Source organism: Neobacillus sp. DHD-1R, assembly GCF_057747995.1.
On sequence record NZ_CM173232.1, the window covers coordinates 2324409 to 2342314 of the forward strand.

Here is a 17906-nt window from a genome sequence, read left to right on the forward strand (position 1 = left end):
TTTTTTAACATTAAAATGTCCAGGAAGGTTCACTTCCCGGGCATTTTAAGATTCCATGTAATTATGCTGTTGTTCAATTTTTCCGTCCTCATCATGGATGTATGCCATCGTTTTAGAATCTTCTGCCATCCGTTTGGCTTCTTTTACAGCTTCACTTTTTGAATCAGTTGTGAAGGCTGGCCCATCGTTTCCCTCAATTTTCACCGCCCAGCCCTCCTCGTCATGTGGAACAACATGGAATCTTGCATCATCGGTTCCAGCGCGGTCTTTAAAATATTGATCACGATCATCTTGGTTATCTCTTTTATTTGTCATCGGTTTCCCTCCAAATTTATTTTGTCTTTACCCTTACATTTACCCGATTCAAGATATTAGAAACATCACCGTTTGTTTTTTAATAGAATAAACACATATTTATATTAGTCACTTTTGCTTCCTTGAGCTCCTGATTTCTAAGTACTTGTGTTATGGTATAATATATTAAAAAGCGTAACGATCAAATTAAAGGAGGCATTTAAATATGGGGGAGTCTAATTATATTCTTGAATATATCCAAAAAAATAGGACTCAGTTAGCCAATGAGTGGTTAGATAAAATAAACAGTTTAGATGGCTACAATATATCAAAGATCATATCAGACCAAAGGTATCTCAATATTTGTAATGATTATATAAATTTATTATTTTATGACTCTAGTAATGAGGAGAAAGTTAATATCAAAATAAGTGAGTTCACTCAAAAATTAATTCAATTAGGGTGGACATTAAGTTTTATTATGGATTGTATAACCGAGTTTGGTAAGATGGTTTTCTTTCATATTACGAAAGATGACTCAGAAAAGAAGCAAATGGAATTTGTCTGGGATTATGATAATTGGATTAGTCCGATTAATAACCAATTATTCAGTCAGTACGCAGCCTCTTGGCAAAAAACGATATCTCTGCAAAGAATCGCACTGGAAGAATTATCTGCACCACTTATCCCTGTTTTTGATAATATTTCCGTCATGCCCTTCATTGGAACAATTGATACAGATAGGGCAAAAAGGATCATGGAAAATTTGCTTGAGGGTGTTGTGAAATATAGATCGCAAGTCGTGTTAATTGATATAACAGGGGTCCCTGTAGTGGATACAATGGTGGCTCATTATATTATTCAAGCTACTGAAGCAGTAAGATTAATTGGGGCAAAATGCTTAATTGTCGGCATAAGACCAGAGATAGCCCAAACAATTGTTAATTTAGGAATTAATTTAAATCAGGTTATTACCAAAAGCAACTTGCAAGAGGGGATCATAGCTGCATTAGAAATGACAAATCGAAAGATTGTATCAACGGAGGAATAGAATGAATACAAAAATACCAATTCTAAAATTATATAATTGTCTGTTTGTTTCTATTCAATGGGAGCTTGATGATAAAACGGCATTACAATTTCAAGAATTATTGCTTCAACGCATACATGAAACCGGTGCTAGCGGTGTTGTTATTGATCTCACGTCGGTCGATATGATTGATTCGTTTATTGCTAAGGTTCTAGGTGATGTAATTAGTATGGCCAAATTGATGGGGGTAAAAGTTGTTTTAACTGGCATTCAACCAGCTGTAGCGATTACTTTGGTTGAACTCGGGATTCACCTCCAAGATATCCATACTGCATTAGATCTAGAAAAGGGGTTAGAAACTTTACAACGAGAGTTGGGGGATTAAAGTATGGAGAATGAATCCTCTGTAAAAATATTATCAGAATGGGATATCGTTGCAGCTAGACAACTGGGAAGAAACATTGCAAAAGAAATAGGATTTGGAACAGTTGACCAGGCTAGAATTACCACTGCCATTTCTGAGTTGGCACGTAATATTTATTTGTATGCCGGCAAGGGAGAAATTCATTTTGAGCCTGTCAATGATTTTGAAAAGAGAGGTTTAAAAGTAATGGCTGTTGATCATGGTCCGGGAATTCAGGATATTAGAAGAGCGATGGAAGATGGGTTTTCAACATCTGGTGGTTTAGGGGCAGGATTACCAGGAGTAAAACGTTTAATGGATGAATTCGATCTCATCTCATCACTTGGAGAAGGGACAACCATTCAGGTAGTAAAATGGCTTCGAGATAGGAGGGTAGGTTAGCAAATGGATTTTAAACCGATTTTAGAATCAAGTTATCGGGAATTACTTCGCAGATATTTAGAAGAATCTTCCGAAGCAGCGTTGTATCAAGGACAAATGTTTAGCAGGAAATCCATTAAACAGCAAATATCTCCTGAGGAAATTATTAGCATTCATTGTAAAGTCTTAAAGGAGTTATTTCCAGATATTAGTGAGGAAATCTTAGCTTCGTTTGATTTCCTCATTGAATTTATGATGAACTATGGCTTAGCCTATCAAGAACATCAAAGCTTGCGGGACAAGCAAGTTGAAATTAAGTCGGAAATTGAAATGGCTGCCAGCATACAAGAAAACTTATTAGAATCGCCAATTCCAAAGATAGAGGAAGTAGATATTGGTGCGATTAGTATACCGGCCAAGAAAATGAATGGAGACTTTTATCGCTTTGTTCAGGATGGAAAAACTATTAGTGTTGCCATTGCAGATATAATTGGCAAAGGAATACCTGCAGCTCTTTGTATGTCTATGATTATATATGCAATGGATAGTTTACCAAAGTGCAGCAAAAATCCGACTGAATTGTTAACAAATTTAAATAAAATCGTAGAAAATAATGTTGATTCAAGTATGTTTATTACCATGTTTTACGGAATCTATGATGTCATAAAACATTCATTTACATATGCTTCTGCGGGGCATGAACAAGGGTTCTATTATCATGCTTCTTCTGACTCTTTTGAGGATCTCAAAGCAAGAGGCGTGGTGTTAGGTGTAGTAGAAAATAGTACATATGAGCAATATGAAAAAATGGTTAAACCCGGAGATATGATCGTTTTGCTTTCTGACGGTGTGACTGAATCACGGACGGAAAAGGGATTTATCGAACGTTCGGTCATTACCGATTTAATTCAAACCTATATGCATTTATCCGCACAAGAAATGGTGGAAAATATTTATCGTGATATCGAGAGACTCCAAAATTTTGAGATCAGAGATGATTTTACGCTCATTATTATAAAAAGAGTTTAAAGAATAATTGACCGGGTAGTTTTATTTTAGAGAATGTATTTAAGGAACTAAATAAGTAAGAAATAATCTATGAAAGGCTCTTGGTAAAGATGCAGGGTAAAAAAATGCTTGAACTTGACTTTAACCAACATATTCAGGCAATCGCCTATCAGATTCCAAAGGAAGGTAATGTATTTAACGGGGATAGTTTTTTTATGAAAGCAACGGACGATTTCTTTATTTGTGTGGTTGCCGATGGGTTAGGAAGCGGGGAGCATGCCTATTATTCCTCAAACGCGATTCGTCAAGAGGTAGAAAAAAACTATGATAAAGAGGTAGAGGTATTAATCGATAGTTGCAACCAGGTCCTCAAGAATAAAAGGGGTGCAACAATATCAATTTTAAAGGTACATTTTTCACAAGAGACCTTCATCTATAGCTCGGTAGGAAACATCCAATTTATTCTTTCTTGCCCCTCTGGTCGGTTTATCTATCCACTGCCTGTCCTCGGATATTTATCTGGGAAACCCCAAAAATACAAATGCGAAACCTTTTCATATGAAAAGGGATCCAAATTTATTCTTCATACGGATGGTCTTGCAATTCCCGGTATTAAGTCATTAGTAAGTTCCTCTCGATCAATTGAAGAGATATCTAACTATATAGAAATCTCTGCGAAAACAGGAAAAGACGACCTCACTTATATTGTAGGTCAATTATTTTAACAAAAAAATGTTTATTTACTAAAAAAGAGGGTATGGATATTAATTGGGTGATATTTGAGGCCCAGAAGAAATACCTTTGGAGGAATATAATATGGAACCATCCTGCGATACTAAAAATATTTCAGAATATATTAATTACCATAATGAAGAATTTAAGGAGCAACTTTTATCCGAGGCTGTCAATGTTGCATCGAATATTGAGCGTATTTTAAAAGAGGGAAATATTGATTTATTGAAAAATGCTCAAAAGCTAGTTCTTTATGTAGTGGAAAATAGAAAAGATGATCTCATTGCTTTTGCTAACGAAGAGGGAATTGCTTGGGCGAGACATTCATTAACGCTTGCCTTCAAATTAGAATGGGTACATGCAATCAGACGTACGTTATGGAATTTTATCAATCTTTATAATCGAAATGTTAACGTTAATTTTATTGAAGATTTTTTCGAATTGGAAAAGAAGGTTAATGATGGAATTGACGAGTTTCTAAACACGTTTTTCATTAGCTATTCACATTTTAAAGATGAATTAATTCATTCCCAAAGGAAATTAGTCGAACATCTTTCCGTACCAATCATACCAGTTAGCCAAACGGTAGCTGTATTGCCTTTGATTGGTATGTTTGATTCTTATCGAATGCATATTATTGAAGAGAAAGTATTAACAGAAATTTCAAAGATAAGGATCTTAACATTAATTATCGACTTATCTGGAATATCCGACATGGATGAAGTAACCATTGCTCATTTTCAAAAAGTGTTGATTGGTATAAAGTTAATGGGGGCAGAATCAATTATAACTGGATTACGCCCAGAACTTGTTAGAAAAATGGTGCATTTAGGAATTGATTTTTCTAATTTTGCCCAAACAAAAGCAACCTTACAGCAAACATTAAATAATTATTTTGTTTAAAATACGTACATCTTAACTAGATAATAGATACCGATAATGACGTGTGAATAGCACACGTCATTTAATTTGTGTGTCTAGTATTACCAGAAAATAACACAAGACAAATGTAAACGCTTCCATTATAATTATTTATAAGTAATAGGAAAGGGGATACAAATTTATGGAACTTTTAATAGAACAACGTGAACATAACCAAACAGAAGAACCTTGTAAAGAAAGTACCCCAAAAAAAGAGAGGGAAGAGAGTTTAGATGTTTCTGAATACGATTATAATAAAAGATTGTGGTTTTAATAAAAGATAAAGCATAATGGAGAGGACATATAACTAAAGCAAGAATAGAGGAAGAGCTTAAAGGATTATGTAATCAATCTATTTAGCAATTGTTTCATATTAACCTAGATATGGAGTACAGTATTTGGTAGAGAAAATTAGATTTAATTGAAAAATAAATGACCAAAGCCCTAACTTATAATATGAGAAGGGCTTTTTTCAGTTTACCAAAAATACTTTTTTATTATTAAGATGTGGTATACTGAAATTGCCAAAAAAATCCAAGGGGGTTGGATGATGAAAGTCGCGAACAAGGTCCCTAAGAGTAATCAAGAGGTGCATATAGATTTATTGAAAAACGATTGGATTCTGCTCAAAGAGCCTAAAACATTCCTTATGACGGTTTTAGTTTCAATTCCGTTTATGTTTATCAATATCTTTATATCAGCAATGGTCATTAATCCCTTTTCAAAAATGACGTTAAAGGAATTTGGTTTTTCAGTAGAATCACAATCATTTTCTTTTTCAATTCATATAGACGTAATTGTAGGGATTATCTTGATGGTGGTCATCCACGAACTCATTCATCTCCTGTTTATTCCTAAATTCATGAAGTCAAACAGGACCTTCATCGGATTAACCCTCTTTGGGGGATTCGTTTATACAGAGGAAGAGATTAGGAGAAGGAGATTTATCGTCATCACGATAGCACCTTTTGTGATAATTTCAATACTATTCCCATTTTTATTAGGATTAATGGAGGTGCTGACACCTTCCATAAAATTTCTTTTCCTACTGAACGCAGCCGCATCATCGGTAGATATGCTAACTTTAGTTTTCTTGCTAACACAAGTACCGAAAAATTCTGTACTAAGAAGCAATGGACTGAAGACATATTGGAAATCTTTGTATACAAAATAATAGATTGCTAATTTAATCAAAAAAGGTCTATCGATTATGCGTTAAAAACGAAAGGTGAACACCAGTTTTTCCGATTCACGAAAGACAAACCTAATGAATGAGTTCATCAATAAAGGAAAAAGCTTGAGTTGATCAGCAATTTTCCTCAAGCTTTTTCTAATGATAAAATTCAACTGATTCATTCCCATAAATCATTTGCCAATTTCTCGATTCTTTGTTTCCGCTCTTTCGATTCCTCATGATCTATTTGGTATGCTCCATTTTCAAATACCACGACATCTCCTGGTTGAACGTCTTTCGGCAGTTCTTTCCGCGGAATATCGATTGCGGACTTGTCTTCTTTCTCACAAACGGCTAAGTCACCTTCGATGCGGTCTACAATCACTTTCATCATTATGCCTCCTCACTGTGGAACAAAGGACGTTTGCGTGGAATAGGTTTTTCCATTTGTATTCGCCACAATATCTATAATTACTTCATACCCTGAAGCTGCTCGACTTATACTTATCGGCAAAGGTGTACCCACTTCACCCGAGTACTCCGTGTTTGTGCTTTTGTAATGAACGGTCGCTGTATAAGCGGCACCGGGCACTCCAGTAACGGTTAAATGAATCGTATTATACTGGTGCGGAGTGCGATTATCAACGGTTGCTTGCAGCCCTCCGCTAGCCGACTCCTTTGGTAGGGCAGCGACACTCGGTACTGATTTGTTAGTTGTAGTCGATGCTGTCTGGACCGTTTGCTCTTGAGCACCCATGGAATGGTTTGGAGTTAAAGAAGCAATCGATTCAAAATGAATCTTCTTTCCGTCAGCCGTCGCTAGAATGGTATTCATTTCATCCGTACGAAAAACCTGGATGCCATTTTGTTTCAATCGATTAAGGATTTCCTCAGTTGGATGCCCGTAACGGTTGCCTTGTCCGACCGAAATAACCGCATAGGTTGGTTTGACCATTGCCAAAAAGTTTTGACTGCTTGAAGTGTTTGCCCCGTGATGTCCTACTTTTAACACATCTGCTTGGATATCCTGATGAGTAGCAACTATATCTTCCTCTGAGCGAATTGGGGCATCCCCCGTAAATAGAAAGGAATTGTCGCCATATGCTATTTTCACAACCGCACTCCAATCATTAAGTTCACTTCCGTAACTTTGGACAGGGGCTACGAATTTGGCATCGACGCCTTTCAGGTCTAGAGTGACTCCCGCTTTCGCTGCCTTTAGCTTTAATCCCGCTTTTTTTACAGCAAGCAGAAAATCTTCATAGGTTTGGGTTGAATGAGTAACTCTAGGTGTATAAACAGATTTTACCTTCATGTTTTGTAAGACGGTATCCAGACCGCCAATGTGGTCAGCATCAGGATGGGTGGCAATGAGGACTTCCAAATCAGTCACCTGCAATGCTTGAAGATAACGGACCACATCATCACCTTTGTCATTGTTTCCACCATCAATTAAAATATCTTCTCCCTCTGGTGTTTGGATATAAATACTATCGCCTTGACCAACATCAAAATAATAGACATTCAACTGGCCCTTATCGGTTGAACTCGATTTTTGGGAGGATGCTGATGGATCAGGCTTTTCCTGAACAGACGTCACTTCACTGCAAGCCGTTCCCAAAATAACCAACGAGAACATCGTTGCAAATAATTGAATCCATTTAGATATTTTCATGTTGCTTTTCCCCCTTATATAACTCTATTATCGCTTATTTTCATGGAAGAGGGGAGGAATAATTATTTATATTATTATATAGATAATAATTAAGCTATTGTAATATATCTAAATATTCACTATAATAATATTTATTAAAATTTATAGTTAAATTAGGCGACGAAATTGGCTATGGATGGTTGAAATGACAAGGGGGCACAACGATGAAAAGTCTTATGAAAAAATGGAATCAATTAAGTCTGGTAAAACAAATAATTATTGGTTTAATTATAGGTATTATCTTGGCGGTAGCAATCCCAGATGCAGCAAAACCAGTTGTCATATTAGGTAGTCTCTTTGTAGGTGCTTTGAAAGCCATTGCACCCGTATTGGTACTTTTCTTGGTAATGTCGGCCATTGCTCAACACAAAAGTGGTCACAAAACAAATATGAAAAGCATTATTGTCCTGTATCTTTTAGGAACCTTTTTAGCTGGACTTTTAGCGGTTATAGTAAGCTTTATGTTTCCTGTAAGCTTAACTCTTGGAAAGGGTGTTGAGGATGTGACCGCTCCAGGGGGTGTGGTAGAAGTACTTAAAGCCTTACTGTTGAACGTGGTGGATAATCCGGTCAAAGCGATTTTTAATGCGAATTATATCGGTATATTAGCTTGGGCGGTAATCCTTGGGGTGGCTTTAAAAAATGCAGCCGATACAACAAAAACAATGATTTCTAATTTTTCCGATGCTGTTTCCAAAATGGTGGGCTGGGTGATCCGCTTTGCGCCATTAGGTATCATGGGGCTGGTTGTAGATTCAATAACAACAAATGGTCTTAATTCACTATTAAGTTATGGGAAATTGCTTGCCGTTTTAATTGGATGTATGATCGTGGTTGCACTTGTTTTGAACCCAATTATTGTATACGTAAATATCCGCCAAAATCCATACCCGCTTGTCTTTATGTGTTTAAAGGAAAGTGGTATTACAGCATTCTTTACTCGCAGCTCAGCTTCCAATATTCCAGTGAATATGAAGTTATGTGAAAAATTAGATTTGGATAAAGATACGTATTCTGTGTCTATTCCATTAGGTGCAACGATCAATATGGCTGGTGCAGCCGTTACGATTTCTGTGTTGACACTTGCCGCGGTTCATACACTAGGCATTCATGTGGACATTCCAACTGCTATTATTCTTAGTGTCCTTTCAGCGGTATGTGCATGTGGTGCTTCAGGGGTTGCTGGCGGCTCACTATTATTGATTCCTCTTGCATGCAGCTTATTTGGAATCCCTGCTGATGTAGCAATGCAGGTAGTCGGTGTCGGTTTTATTATTGGAGTTTTGCAGGATTCGTTTGAAACAGGCCTTAACTCTTCGACAGACGTCCTATTTACAGCAACAGCTGAATTTAAAAAGAGACGAAAAGAAGGGAAAGCGATCAATATTCAAAAAGCTTCATAATAGGAAAAAGGATGTCTTAAAAGGGTCTGACGCTTTTAAGACATCCTTTTTCTCTTTTTTAAATGAAGTGTCATAAATTTATTAGGGACCGCTGACAAAAAATTATGCACATTTTTTCTTTTTCAGCATATAGTAACTTCTGTGTGAGAAATATGATTGGAAGGAAGAAAGCATGATGAACAATCAGCCATTAAAAATATCAACTGTAAAAAACGAGTCGAACAATGGAGGAACTGGATATAAAATCATTGAAATCAATCTAACGGATCCAACTGAAAATTTATTTTCCGTTGTAACTCCTATAAAAATGAAATAACTTGACGTGTCAACAACTTAAAAAAGTGGTAACAGAAATCAGGATAATAGGAAGAGACGGTTCTTATGCTTTTACTAAAAGAAGGACCGTCTTTGTGGTTTTACAGGTAAAGTAGACCCCCTACATTTAATGAAATTTATTCGAAATTATGCTAATATTAAAATATTACTGAAGGGAGTGTTTCCTCTTGAATAAATTAATTCCAGAAATCACACTTAATGATGGGCTTACGTTACCGGTTGTCGGTTTGGGTACATATACACTAAAGGGAAATGAAGGGGTCAATTCGATCCTAAGTGCAATTGATATCGGCTATCGTCTTATCGATTCTGCCTATAATTATGAAAACGAAGGAACGATTGGTGAAGCCGTTAGACGCAGCTCGGTTTCAAGATCAGAATTAAAAATAGCCTCTAAACTGCCAGGCCGCTATCAAGCCTATGACAAAGCGGTTACGACTATTCAAGAATCGTTATATCGTGCAAATCTAGACTATTATGATTTATATCTAATTCATTGGCCTAACCCAAGACAAGGTACATACGTGGAAGCTTGGCAAGCATTAATTGATGCTAAAAAATGGGGTCTGATTCGTTCCATTGGTGTATGTAATTTCTTACCTGAACATTTGGAGCGTTTAGAAAAGGAAACAGGCGTGAAACCAAGTGTCAACCAAGTTGAATTACACCCATTTTTCAATCAAGCACCACAACGAAAATGGCATGAAGAGAATAACATTACGACGGAATCATGGAGTCCTTTAGCCAGAGCAAATGATCTTTTACAAAATGATACCATTCAACAGATTGCCAATCACCATCAAAAATCTACTTCACAAATTATTTTACGATGGCATTATCAACTTGGAGCGATTTCGATTCCTAAATCATCATCGCCGGTACGACAGCTTGAAAATATCTCCATTTTTGATTTTTCGCTAGATGAAACGGAAATGAGCATGTTATCTGGCTTAACTCGTCCAAATGGCCGAATAAAAAATCTCGATCCGGCTATATACGAAGAATTTTAAACAATTGCCGATAAGAAGACCAATGAAGCGCATCACTTCCATTATAAGTGATGCGCTTTTTACATCTTTATATGAAATCGCGGGAAAAATTCATAAAATTTTAATAAATAGCATTAGCACTAACATAAAAATATGATATAAAATTACTTTATCACCATAGTAAAACTAAGAAGGTTTATAGATAAAAATGGCACCGCTTACAATTGGAGTTCTTATAGTAAACCATTCTGCTAATAGAAAAGTAGCTAGATGTAAAAATGAGAGGGGAATGATAGAAATGCATGTACGAGATTTTATGAATTACCATGTCTGTACTGCTCCAACTACGACAACTGTAAAAGAGTTATTATCTATTTTTGAAAAAAATGGCATTGATTGTGCACCAGTCGTTGATCGAATGGGAGGTTTATTGGGTATCGTTACGGATGGGGATATTGTTCGTTTTCTTGCACCGCAAGAGAAAGTCTATTTTGCTTACTATATGGCGTACCTTATAGAAGCTGAAACAATCGAAGAGGTATTAAGCACTAAAATGAATACACCAATAAATGAAATTATGATGAAAAAAAATATTAAAACTTTATCTCCTGACGATGATATTGAAAGCGCTATAAGGTTACTCTCAAAACATCATTTTAAAAATCTCCCTGTCGTGAATAAAGCAGGAAGAGTGGTTGGGATCATTAGTCGTGGAGATATTATCCATCATTTATCAAAAAAAGCCGCCGAACAAGATATAATCTCCAGTTCATAAGCATCGGTCTCCAAGCAAAGAACAATTAAATTCAACTGCAGCCAATAAAAATGCAGAAAAATCCCTGTTTTATTTACAAAGCAGGGATTTTTCTTTTACCGATAGTAGAGTATTTTTAAAAAATAACAGTAGTTTCATCTTTCATCACAAGAGTGAAAAAAGAAATTTAATACGAGTGTTCCGTATTTCTATTTTCATGATGGAACAGTATAATCAGTAATGGGAGTTGAGAAAAATGAATAAAAATGATATCGCTGATATTCGCAAGCAATTTAAACTAAATAATGAACTCATGAAAATTAGAGAAATATTCAATGTTTATGTAAAGAAAGAAACGGGTGAAATTTACCACCATGTCAGTCAGCCGTTTCAAATGTTAGAACTGGAAGCACAAGAATTGTTTTTGGGTAACTTTAAAAAGGTTTTGACTGGCAGCCTTGATACCAAACTGTTTGAACTGAAATTTCAACAGGATGTGGAGGACGGCGCACAATCCTTTCTTTTCTATGGCTCACAAGCGAATTCGGAGGATTGGAAAGAATATATGCTTCAAATGGTTGCGAAAATGTTTACGAATGTGGTTTATGAATTTGATACCATGGTGACATTTATTAGAGGGGAATATCATAAGCCGACTAGGAAACGAGATCAAGAATCCGAAGAAGGCGGGAATGATGAAGTATATTCCAGCCAGTTTATTCTTTGCAGTCTTAATAAAACCGATCAGCCAAAAAAAGCCTTGTTGTTTGATTATATCGAGAAGGAATTTAAATCGAATAACAACCTTGATCCGATTATTAATTTGGCAGCTCCATTGTCAGGCTTTCTGTTCCCTGCTTTTAATGACCATGCTGCAGATGTGAACCATATTCTATATTTTACAGGAAAAGCAAATCAACCCGATGAAAGATTTATTGGAGAGGTTCTCAATTGTGAAGACATCATTACTGCCGTGGAAGATAAGGACAATTTCGAACAGGTCTTAATAAAAGTAATGGGCGAGGAAGTGGATACCAGGGTTATTTCCAATGTCTATGAAGAAATCGATAAGATGGTTCAGGAAAATAAAGAAAGTGAAGAAAGTGAACCACCGATGTTGGATTATCGTGACATTGAACATATCTTAACGGTTAGTGGGGTTGAGAATGTAGACACTGCTAAGGTGGAACATGCCTTTAAAGACGTCGTAGCTGATGAAAAACATGAATTCAAAGCAAGCAGTTTGGTTCCTAAAACGATTAAAATCAATACAAAGGTGGCAGATGTATCTGTCAGCCCAAAAGATTTGAAAAATGTAAAATATATTACGTATAATGGAAAACGATGCCTCTTGTTGGAGATCGATGAAGATGTAGTCATAGAGGGATTTCGACTAGAGTCGGAGACACTTTAGGATATAAAAGAGTCAATTTAATAGATTTTGGTTTTTAAGGACAATTATTTTGAACGCTTACAAGATATAGGAGTGAAATGAAGTTGGTCTCTACTAAGGGTAGAGACCAACTTTTTTTGTTTTAGGGATTTCTAACATAAAACAGATATATTCGGTAAAAATGTATATGATACGTTCATTAATAGAATGAGGTGACAGCATGAAACCTTACATAGAGGTTAGAAGTGTCTCTAAGATTTTTGGCAATAATCCGAAGGCAGCGATTGATTTATTGAAACAACGAAAGACCAAGAAGGAAATTTTGCAATCAACGGGACAGACCGTGGGGGTAAAGAATGTTAGTTTTGAAATTTATCCAGGTGAAATTTTTGTCATTATGGGTTTATCTGGAAGTGGGAAATCCACGTTAATTCGCATGTTTAACCGCCTGATTAAACCGACAATTGGAGAAATCCTAATTGAAAATGAAGATATCGTGAAGATGAATGACGCAAAGCTGAGGGATGTCAGGCAGAAAAAAATTAGCATGGTGTTTCAAAACTTTGCACTGTTTCCTCATAAAACAATCGTAGAAAATACGGAATACGGCCTGGAAATCCAGAAAGTTCCCGTTGAACAGCGCAGGAAGAAGGCATTAAGTGCCCTTGAAGTAGTCGGGTTAAAAGGGTATGAAAACCAATTGCCTAAACAATTGAGCGGCGGTATGCAGCAACGGGTTGGACTAGCTAGAGCACTAGCCAGTGACACGGATGTAATTTTGATGGACGAGGCATTCAGTGCGCTCGACCCGTTAATACGAAAGGATATGCAGGATGAACTGCTGGATATTCAAGAAAAATATAAGAAAACGATTATTTTTATCACCCATGATTTAGATGAAGCACTGCGCATTGGAGATAGAGTTGCGTTAATGAAGGATGGCAGCATCATTCAACTGGGTACACCTGAACAAATTTTAATGAATCCTGCCAATGAATTTGTCGAGAAGTTTGTCGAAGATGTAGATTTAGCGAAAATATTAACAGCCTCTCATGTAATGAAACGTGCAGAAAAAATTGGTGTCGACCGAGGGCCGCGAGTAGCATTGGAAATTATGCGGAAGCAGGGATATTCCAGCATTTTTGTAGTTGATCGCAACCGGAAACTCTTGGGAGCGATTTCTGCTGAGCAGGCCCGTCAGGCCATTGAGCAAAATCAGTCGATGAAGGATGTGATGACAACTGATGTTCCTACGGTTTTGGAAGATACTTTATTGACCAATTTGATGGATGTGATGTCCACATCCAGTCTGCCAATCTCGGTTATCGATGCAGAACACCATTTAAAAGGAATTGTAATTCGCGGCGCCGTGATTGGGGCTTTAGCTGGAAATAAAGATTCCTTGAACGATTTGGAGAGTGAATAAGATGAATGTGCCGAAAATCCCTTTGGGAGATTGGGTAGACGTAATTGTCAAATGGGTAACCGTTGCCTTTGCTGGATTTTTCGACTTTTTAACCACCGTCATCGAGTCCCTATTAACTATTATAGTGGACGTATTAAGTGTTGGCCCGCCAATCATCGTAATCATTGTTTTAACACTGTTAGTTGCCTATACCAGCAGATGGCCGTTAGGAATTTTTACGCTTATCAGCTTACTCTTGATTGATAATCTCGGCTATTGGGAGTCCAGTGTTCAAACCATTGCCATTGTTTTATTATCAGGATTACTTACCATTATAATCGGAATCCCTGTTGGAATTTGGAGTGCTCAAAGAAATACGGTGCATCGAATTGTGACGCCGATTTTGGATTTTATGCAGACAATGCCAGCATTTGTCTATTTAATTCCATCGATATTATTTTTCGGAATTGGAGTCGTACCGGGAATTATTGCCTCGTTTATTTTTGCGATTGCGCCAACGATACGAATGACAAATCTTGGCATTAAGGAAGTCCCAAATGATTTAATTGAAGCAGCCGATGCCTTTGGTTCCAGTAATAGTCAAAAATTGTTTAAGGTTCAATTACCAATTGCTACACCGACAATCATGGCCGGGGTAAACCAAAGTATTATGCTAGCCCTCTCGATGGTCGTGACGGCTTCCTTAGTAGGAGCACCGGGTTTGGGTGCGGATGTTTACCGGGCTGTCAGCCAAATTGATGTAGGACGAGGCTTTGAAGCAGGATTGTCGATTGTGTTCATCGCCGTTATCCTCGACCGGATTTCGCAAAACTTACGAAAACCAGCATATGAGAATGTGATCAAGAAAAAAATTGTTTTTTCCATTTTAGCAGTTCTAATTATAGTTACCGCTATTGTGACAAGCATTACAAAAGAAACAGCTGTTAATAAGGATGACAACAGCATTGGGGCTCAAACTGAATATCGAATGATCGGGATTGAACCTGGTGCAGGAATTATGGCACAAGCGAATAAAGCTATCAAAGATTATCAGTTGGATGACTGGCAGCTGGCAGAAGGTTCATCCGCAGCTATGGTCGCGGAATTGAAAAAAGCCTATGATCATAAGAAACCAATCATTGTTACCGGATGGGCTCCACATTGGATGTTTTCCACATATGATTTGAAATTTCTTAAAGACCCAAAAAAATCCTTTGGTGCGGTAGAAGATATTCATACGATCGTAAGAAAAGGACTGAAACAGGACGCGCCAGGTGCCTATACCATACTCGATCAATTTACCTGGAAACCAGCTGATATCGAAAAAGTGATGGTCGATATTAAAGACGGGAAGGATCCAGCCGATGCAGCGAAAAAATGGATTACTGCCAACAAGGATAAAGTGACGCAATGGACTAATGGTGCCGAAGCAGGCAATGGGGAAAAGATCAAACTTGCCTATGTGGCGTGGGATACAGAAATCGCTAGTTCTAATGTCATTGCTCAGGTTCTAAAGCAAAATGGCTATGAGGTTAGATTAAGCCAAGTAGAGGTCGGACCGATGTTTGCCGGTGTGGCCAACGGTAGTGCCGACGGTATGGTAGCCGCCTGGCTGCCAAGTACCCATAACGAATATTATAAACAATATAAAGATGATTTCGTGGATTTAGGGACCAACCTCCATGGAACAAAGAATGGGTTTGTTGTACCAACATATATGGAAATTGATTCTATTGATGATTTGAAGTAGAAAACCGGGGCTTTACTTTTTAAAGTGATAATATTTGACGAATTGGAAAAAAATAGTGTTAGGAAAGGAGGGATTGTCAATGAATGTGAAAAAGTGGTTAACAGGATTGGTCGTTTTGCTTACAATGATGGTGGTTGTAACAACTCTTGGCTCATTAGGCGTATTTGCCGAGTCCGGTGTTGTAACTCAGCCTATGGAGACGGTGAAAGCGATTGAGGTCGAGTTGAACGATGATTACTATAATCCGAAAGTCATCACTATTCTCAATGGAAAAACAACACCGTTGATATTGAAAAACAAAGGAAATAAAGAACACACCTTCACCGTGGAAAAGCTTGGGATTGATGCTGAAGTCCAGCCAGGAAAAGAAAAAACCATTACCGTGAGCCCAAAAATGTCCGGTACATATGAACTTATATGCCGGTACCATTTCAGTAAAGGGATGGTTGGAAAAGTAATAGTCAAATAACAAGCAGGGCCATTCGGGCCTACAAAAATGGGACTGCTGATTCGGCAGTCCTTTTACAAAATATCAGAATTTATAAGTTCTGGCTTCGAGAATTGTCCAGCTCCAGCGCCCTAGCGGCTAGTGTCCTTCGCTCTCCGACCTACGATAAGTCAACATCGAATCGCCTCCGGCTCTTCGTGTTTCCTTTATCTCAGTTGGAGCGCTCCAGGCCATACGCCGCTGAACAGGGCGCTTACGCTTTGTATGTTATGAAACAATTTCAAAAACAGTACCTTGGTTAAAATCGGTCACTTTCATAGAGCCATAAACACCTAAATATAGTTTGGATTGATCCTGATTCGTTCCTAAATTAACATAATAAGCTGATTGAGCTCCTAAATTATAATCCGTTTCAATCACACTAAAATCATTTAGTTTACCATCTGCCCTAACCCTGGTATAAGCTAAAACCCCTCTAACCGGAGGTCGAGATTTTTCGACACGGGCAAGATCGGTAAACACAACGCTTCCCGTTAAATAGGGAATTCCATTCCCCAAATACGGCTGGACGCCTGTAAGTGCCGTTCCTCCAAACTTTTCGGGGCGGGGATCTTTATGAAAATAGCTAGTTAAAGGCTGAAGACGCCTCACTGAAGTGTTTATAGATTCATTGTAATAAGCGATTGCTTTCTCATCCAATGCCGGATTTTCAGAGCAGCCCTTTATAATTGAAGTAGGAAAAGCACCTTCCCACCCTCGCCAGCCTAAGTTAATAAACCCTTCTTGGTCAGGTTCAGAATTCATTAAAGAAGTTTGAATAAGCTGAGTAACTGGGATTGGCTTATAATGAACGAATGAAAAAATGGACTCGACCAAATCCTGTCCGACATTTCCCACATATTTGATATATTGATTATAAAACCTTTGAAATGAAATGCCTGGTATATTGCGGACCCCTTTGGCCATTACCGTTAGCGTTTCCTGAATAGGGACGGGAAGTTCACTAAAACGTGTGACTACGGGCGGATTATCGTTAAATGTATTCTTACCTACATCAATTTCAATGATTTTACCCGCGATTTCCATATCGTCCTGGCTTAAATTAAATGGATCAAAGCCTGATCCACCATCTCCCGTTGTTAAAACAAGTTTTCCTGTTTCAGGTGAAAAGTTTAAGCTATTGACACCATTATGGTTCATAAATGGTCTTCTTATGTTAAGTAATGTCCGTCGCTTTTGAGGTTGACCATTCGATTGCAACATCCATTCTTCGACTGTATCAATATGATCATATTGAGTTTCTCTATTTAACCACTTTAGTTTTAAAGTTCTAGGATCACACGGGTTAGGCTTAAATGGCTCAGAAAGGGCACCTGGACCTTGTGTTCCAGTTACTGAATAATGAAGATAAAACAGACGGTTATTATAAAATTGGGGATGAAACGCTAGCCCCAGCAATCCCCGTTCATCATAGCCTCTACCAGAAACGCCTGATTCAGAACTACCTAGTTTTATGATTCGCGAGCGAATATCTAAAAATGTCCTTAAACTATTGTTTCCTATGTAAAAGATCTCTCCTACCTGGGTTGCAATAAATAATCTTTCAATTGAGTCACCCGGAAGTAAGGTTGTTTTCAAAACAGTGGGTAAATTTAGTTTAGTTACAAGAGGCCGTAAACTAACCTTATTTTTTGGCAACTAACTTTACACCCCTTCTTATTGTATTCTTTTATAAGAATATGATTAGAAGAGTGCTATTAGTACCAAAAGA

At 37.4% G+C, this 17906-nt stretch carries 20 protein-coding genes; 16 read left to right on the plus strand and 4 right to left on the minus strand.

Features of this window, described 5'->3' with window-relative positions; all coding sequences use genetic code 11:
• Positions 1 to 45: 45 nt before the first annotated feature.
• The gene (locus tag AC3ANL_RS11200; RefSeq protein WP_488329286.1) at positions 46 to 315 is read right to left on the minus strand and encodes a DUF2188 domain-containing protein; all 270 of its coding nucleotides are present in this window, start codon (positions 313 to 315) and stop codon (positions 46 to 48) included.
• 205 nt (positions 316 to 520) lie between these two features.
• On the opposite strand from AC3ANL_RS11200, the gene AC3ANL_RS11205 reads away from it, so the two are divergent.
• The 8 genes from AC3ANL_RS11205 to AC3ANL_RS11240 all read left to right on the plus strand — a co-directional run bounded on the left by AC3ANL_RS11205 (position 521) and on the right by AC3ANL_RS11240 (position 5943).
• The gene (locus AC3ANL_RS11205) at positions 521 to 1345 is read left to right on the plus strand and encodes an STAS domain-containing protein (protein ID WP_488329287.1); all 825 of its coding nucleotides are present in this window, start codon (positions 521 to 523) and stop codon (positions 1343 to 1345) included.
• A 1-nt stretch (position 1346) separates the two neighbouring features.
• Positions 1347 to 1709 (plus strand): STAS domain-containing protein, encoded by a 363-nt coding sequence (locus AC3ANL_RS11210; protein ID WP_488329288.1) that lies wholly within the window; start codon positions 1347 to 1349, stop codon positions 1707 to 1709.
• Positions 1710 to 1712: 3 nt separating this feature from the next.
• On the plus strand, positions 1713 to 2129 hold the full coding sequence (locus AC3ANL_RS11215; protein ID WP_488329289.1) for an anti-sigma regulatory factor: 417 nt from the start codon (positions 1713 to 1715) through the stop codon (positions 2127 to 2129).
• Between the two features lie 3 nt (positions 2130 to 2132).
• On the plus strand, positions 2133 to 3137 hold the full coding sequence (locus AC3ANL_RS11220; RefSeq protein ID WP_488329290.1) for a SpoIIE family protein phosphatase: 1005 nt from the start codon (positions 2133 to 2135) through the stop codon (positions 3135 to 3137).
• A gap of 104 nt (positions 3138 to 3241) precedes the next feature.
• Positions 3242 to 3841 (plus strand): PP2C family serine/threonine-protein phosphatase, encoded by a 600-nt coding sequence (locus AC3ANL_RS11225; protein ID WP_488329291.1) that lies wholly within the window; start codon positions 3242 to 3244, stop codon positions 3839 to 3841.
• Between the two features lie 91 nt (positions 3842 to 3932).
• A complete protein-coding gene (locus tag AC3ANL_RS11230) occupies positions 3933 to 4751 on the plus strand; it encodes an STAS domain-containing protein (protein ID WP_488329292.1) in 819 nt (272 codons plus the stop codon).
• Positions 4752 to 4911: 160 nt separating this feature from the next.
• A complete protein-coding gene (locus AC3ANL_RS11235) occupies positions 4912 to 5043 on the plus strand; it encodes a hypothetical protein (RefSeq protein WP_488329293.1) in 132 nt (43 codons plus the stop codon).
• A 273-nt stretch (positions 5044 to 5316) separates the two neighbouring features.
• A complete protein-coding gene (locus tag AC3ANL_RS11240) occupies positions 5317 to 5943 on the plus strand; it encodes a DUF3267 domain-containing protein (RefSeq protein ID WP_488329294.1) in 627 nt (208 codons plus the stop codon).
• A gap of 178 nt (positions 5944 to 6121) precedes the next feature.
• On the opposite strand, the gene AC3ANL_RS11245 is transcribed toward AC3ANL_RS11240, so the two are convergent.
• Positions 6122 to 6337, minus strand: coding sequence for a DUF3006 domain-containing protein (locus tag AC3ANL_RS11245; protein ID WP_488329295.1), 216 nt, complete (start codon positions 6335 to 6337; stop codon positions 6122 to 6124).
• 9 nt (positions 6338 to 6346) lie between these two features.
• Positions 6347 to 7618, minus strand: a complete 1272-nt coding sequence (locus tag AC3ANL_RS11250) for a ComEC/Rec2 family competence protein (protein WP_488329296.1) — start codon at positions 7616 to 7618, stop codon at positions 6347 to 6349.
• Positions 7619 to 7821: 203 nt separating this feature from the next.
• Between AC3ANL_RS11250 and sstT the strand changes: the two genes are divergently transcribed.
• The 8 genes from sstT to AC3ANL_RS11290 all read left to right on the plus strand — a co-directional run bounded on the left by sstT (position 7822) and on the right by AC3ANL_RS11290 (position 16156).
• Positions 7822 to 9060: a serine/threonine transporter SstT gene (gene sstT, locus AC3ANL_RS11255; protein WP_488329297.1), complete on the plus strand. Its 1239-nt coding sequence runs from the start codon at positions 7822 to 7824 to the stop codon at positions 9058 to 9060.
• Between the two features lie 172 nt (positions 9061 to 9232).
• Positions 9233 to 9376 (plus strand): hypothetical protein, encoded by a 144-nt coding sequence (locus AC3ANL_RS11260; RefSeq protein WP_488329298.1) that lies wholly within the window; start codon positions 9233 to 9235, stop codon positions 9374 to 9376.
• Between the two features lie 187 nt (positions 9377 to 9563).
• A complete protein-coding gene (locus AC3ANL_RS11265; RefSeq protein WP_488329299.1) occupies positions 9564 to 10406 on the plus strand; it encodes an aldo/keto reductase in 843 nt (280 codons plus the stop codon).
• A gap of 277 nt (positions 10407 to 10683) precedes the next feature.
• Complete coding sequence (locus AC3ANL_RS11270) at positions 10684 to 11160, plus strand: CBS domain-containing protein (RefSeq protein WP_488329300.1); 477 nt, start codon at positions 10684 to 10686, stop codon at positions 11158 to 11160.
• A gap of 235 nt (positions 11161 to 11395) precedes the next feature.
• On the plus strand, positions 11396 to 12553 hold the full coding sequence (locus AC3ANL_RS11275; RefSeq protein WP_488329301.1) for a DUF4317 domain-containing protein: 1158 nt from the start codon (positions 11396 to 11398) through the stop codon (positions 12551 to 12553).
• 199 nt (positions 12554 to 12752) lie between these two features.
• Positions 12753 to 13958, plus strand: coding sequence for a quaternary amine ABC transporter ATP-binding protein (locus AC3ANL_RS11280; protein WP_488329302.1), 1206 nt, complete (start codon positions 12753 to 12755; stop codon positions 13956 to 13958).
• A gap of 1 nt (position 13959) precedes the next feature.
• The gene (locus tag AC3ANL_RS11285) at positions 13960 to 15687 is read left to right on the plus strand and encodes a glycine betaine ABC transporter substrate-binding protein (RefSeq protein ID WP_488329303.1); all 1728 of its coding nucleotides are present in this window, start codon (positions 13960 to 13962) and stop codon (positions 15685 to 15687) included.
• 79 nt (positions 15688 to 15766) lie between these two features.
• A complete protein-coding gene (locus AC3ANL_RS11290; protein WP_488329304.1) occupies positions 15767 to 16156 on the plus strand; it encodes a cupredoxin domain-containing protein in 390 nt (129 codons plus the stop codon).
• A 246-nt stretch (positions 16157 to 16402) separates the two neighbouring features.
• Here the strand turns inward: AC3ANL_RS11290 and AC3ANL_RS11295 are convergent, their stop codons facing one another.
• On the minus strand, positions 16403 to 17833 hold the full coding sequence (locus AC3ANL_RS11295; RefSeq protein ID WP_488329305.1) for a PQQ-dependent sugar dehydrogenase: 1431 nt from the start codon (positions 17831 to 17833) through the stop codon (positions 16403 to 16405).
• Positions 17834 to 17906: the final 73 nt, after the last annotated feature.